The following is a 3,466-nucleotide window of genomic DNA, read 5'->3' on the forward strand; positions in this document are numbered from 1 at the left end:
GGGCCCGCCGGATCGCCGCGCGTTCGGCTCCGGCCGCGGCCCGCTCGGCCCGCGCCGCCTCACGTTCGCCCCGTTGCGGCTCCCCCCGTTCCCTGCGGGCCGCCCGGTCCGTTCTGGCTCCCTGCGATCGGTCGACCGTCATGACACCCCCACAGCCAGCGGAAGCGCGGCAACGCTGAACCCCTGGTCCTGTTCGCCGACCAGCCGGACCATCTCCAGGCGGCTGCGCGACGCCAGGGTCTCGGCCTCGCCGCACGCCTCGGCAAGGCCGTCCAGGTCGTCCGCGGAGACGGTCACGAACCCGTGGAAGCGGAACGCGCCGAACCCCGCGATGAGCTCCTGCTCACGGCGTTCCACCTCGGAAGCCTCAGCCATGTCACGCTGAGTCGTCACCTTGCCGACTTTGTCCCGCATCTGCTGCTCCCCGAGGTGGGCCATCCGGCGGCGATTGACGGTCTTCTCGGCCTTGCGGCCCGGCATCGGTTCGACGACGAGGGACACCGTCCGCCGGCAGGTCGTCTCCATGAGCAGCGGCGCGAGGAATGCCGCCGGGGACGGGACCCGCGGCCAACCGTTGATCCAGTATGTGGTGTGGAACCCGGAGTCGGTGCGGTAGTGATCCCAGGCGGAGACCGCACGAACCGGGCCGGCGATCGCCGGATCGATACCCGAGGGCAGGCCGGCGAGCCCACCGGCCCGGTCGGACGCGGCACCGCCGCGAGCGTCGATCATTTCGATCGAGTAGGGATCGTAGGTGGTGCGGATCACCGCGGCCAGGGCGCGCGGCGGCAGCCAGCCGACCGTGTTGATCGATGCCCTGGCCAGCGCAGCCTCCATCGTCCGCAGCTCGCCGAGCAGCACCGTGCAGGCCGCGTGGTCACCACCGCCGGCGCGTTGGATCGCCCGGCGCACGTCCCGGGTCCGCAGTTGGAAGGACAGGAAGGTCTCGTGGCGCCGTGCCACCGGGCCGGCGGCGTCGATGACCTCCTGGTATGCCTGCGCCGCCCAGGAGCTGTCATGGTTGCCCCGGACCCGCCAGTGCCGTTGCAGCTGGTCACCGGAGTCCGGCAGGGTGCGTTCCAGCCACTGGATCCGGGACAGCCGGCCGCCGCCGATGGTCAGCCCGGCCAGCAACTCGCCCCAGGCGTCCACTCTGGCCTGCTGGTCACCGGATTCCAGCAACGCGAACTGGCTGCCCTGCACCTGCAGGACGGCGGTGAACGTCCCTCGTCTGACGTCCTTCACGATCGCCACGTAACGGCTGTTGCCAACCGGTACCGACAGCATCACCAGGGATGACAACGGCCCTGGCAGTGCGGTCCTGGAGAGGTGGTCGGCGTCATCGCCGGTTCGGAACAACGCCCCGCGGAACACCGTCTCGCCCATCACCTTCTGCATTGTGAAACCGACAAGAATCGGCACCCACTGATCGAGGTTACGGTCGTCGACACGGACGAACGCGATGAACCCCAGGGCGCCCGCCAGCGCGAGCCACCCAGGAGCCAGTATGACCGGAGACCGCAGCGCTCCGAGGATGCACAGCATCACCCCGACCATCAGCCCCAGCTGCGGCCAGCGCATGCCCAGCAGGATCCCGCCGCGTTCCAGCGGCCCGAAGCGGTAGGTGCGTTCGGCGACCACGCCCGGCTCAGCTTCTTCCGGTACGGGTCGGGTGGATCGGCGGCGGCGGTGTGGTCACCTTGGGCGACGTCACAGGCGACCGTGACGGTATCGACGGCGACCCGGTCGATGCCGCAGCCCTTGGCGGCGCGGCTCGGGGAACGCGCGCGGAGGTGCCGCCGCGCGCCGCGGAACCACCACCCGTGGCCCGGGCCGCGGTCTGGGCCGGCTGGCCTCCGCTGGCTTGAGCACCGGCGGCCTGAGCACCGCTGGTCTGACGTGCACGAGCGGTCGGTGTGCCGACCCGAGTCGCCGGGCCGGTTGCGGACCCGCGGCGGCTGCCCGCCCTGGCCATACCACCGGCGCTGACCGGGGCGAGATCGCCGGTGACGGGCCGGCCCGCGTCCACCCCCGACCCGCTCCGTTGTCGGCTCTGCAGCCGACCGCCGATACCCCGGAAGGTCTCCCGCGACGACGAGCCGAGCAGCGCGCCCGCGCCGTGGCCGAACGTTGCCGCGCCGCGTTTACCCGCCGAGCCGATCGCCTGCATGATCTGAACGTCGGCCATCCCGATCACATAGAGGAGGGCGAGTGGCGAGAAGACCGCGGCGGCCATAATCACAATGCCGCTGAGAATCGTCAGTGTCTGGTCCATGGCTGACCCGGTCGCGTCGCTGGCAATGCTCGAGCCCAGGGTGAAGATCGCATAGATGACGGGCTTGGCGAAGACGAGCGCGGCGAGGATCTCCACAGCTCGCTTCATCCAGTTGCGGGTCGACATCGCCGGCTGCCCGGCAAGATACAGCGGGATGAACACGGCAACCGCGATGATGGCCACCTTGCGGATGTAGAGAACCAGGAAGAGCGCGAACGAGAACAGCGCGACGAGCAGCGACAGGACCATGTCGAGAGCGAAGTTGCCCTGTTGGGGGAGAGCTCGGAGCTGGGCCACCAGGCTTGCGCCCAGCGGCGCGCCGTCGCCGAACGATTCGGAGATGCCGTCGCTGGCGGAAAGCAGCATCTGTAGGAGAGTCAGCACGACAAAGGAACCGATGATCGCGGTGCCGGTGGACGCGAGAGCGCGGCCGAGAATGTGCGGGTCCCCGCGCACGGCGCCGACAATACAGGCACACATGAACAGGCCCGTGACGACCAGGATCGCCACGCCGAAGACGATGTTGTAGTTCTTGACGACGTAGTCCTGGTTCAGGTCGATCGCGGTCTTCTGCGCGGCGAAGCTGAACACGGATGCCGACAGGTCCGCCGCCATGTTCGCGAACGCTGCACCCACCGAGTCCAGGAAGCTGGCGGACTTCTCAGAAACGGAGTCCACGGTCCCGCTGAAAGGATTGAATCCGATGGCGAGAAGCTGTCCGCCTTCCGCGGTCACCGCGTTCACGTTGTCGGCCTTCCTACGAAGGTGAACAGCTGGATTGCTTCTGCTTCTCTACTTGTGATACTAGGACCGTCTGACCCGTCGTTTGCGTCGGAAAGTTTCCAGTCGCCGTCGTTCCATGAAACCTTGCAAATATCTGTGCCCCACTTTTCTTGCGGAGACAGCATTGGATTATTGTCGCCGTACACCCCGACAGACGAAGTGGACCAAACGGAGACGGTCACGTTATCATTCTTGCTCGAAAGTGTTTTATACCCGACTACTCGAAGCAAGAAGCCAAGTTTTGGATCGTTTATCGAGGAGATGTCGAATTTTTTCGTCAGTTCCAAGTCTGCGTCTGAAACTCTTTTTGATAGTGATTCAATACTACTAGGTATCGCTATTGACTCAAATATTGGCCGGATCCTTGTCCCGTTTCTATTTCCGGGCGCTTGGATGGCTGAAATGTAA

The 3,466-nt window shown here is 66.4% G+C and carries 2 protein-coding genes and 1 pseudogene; all 3 read right to left on the reverse strand.

Features of this window, described 5'->3' with window-relative positions; translation table 11 throughout:
• Positions 1-138: 138 nt before the first annotated feature.
• The gene (locus U9980_RS25370; protein WP_322770234.1) at positions 139-1,641 is read right to left on the reverse strand and encodes an SCO6880 family protein; all 1,503 of its coding nucleotides are present in this window, start codon (positions 1,639-1,641) and stop codon (positions 139-141) included.
• A gap of 7 nt (positions 1,642-1,648) precedes the next feature.
• Positions 1,649-3,010, reverse strand: coding sequence for a hypothetical protein (locus tag U9980_RS25375; RefSeq protein WP_322770235.1), 1,362 nt, complete (start codon positions 3,008-3,010; stop codon positions 1,649-1,651).
• A 5-nt stretch (positions 3,011-3,015) separates the two neighbouring features.
• Positions 3,016-3,466 (reverse strand): annotated as a pseudogene (locus tag U9980_RS25380) (hypothetical protein); the annotation flags it as partial.

Source organism: Protofrankia sp. Cr1 (assembly GCF_963555865.1).
Lineage (GTDB): Bacteria > Actinomycetota > Actinomycetes > Frankiales > Frankiaceae > Protofrankia.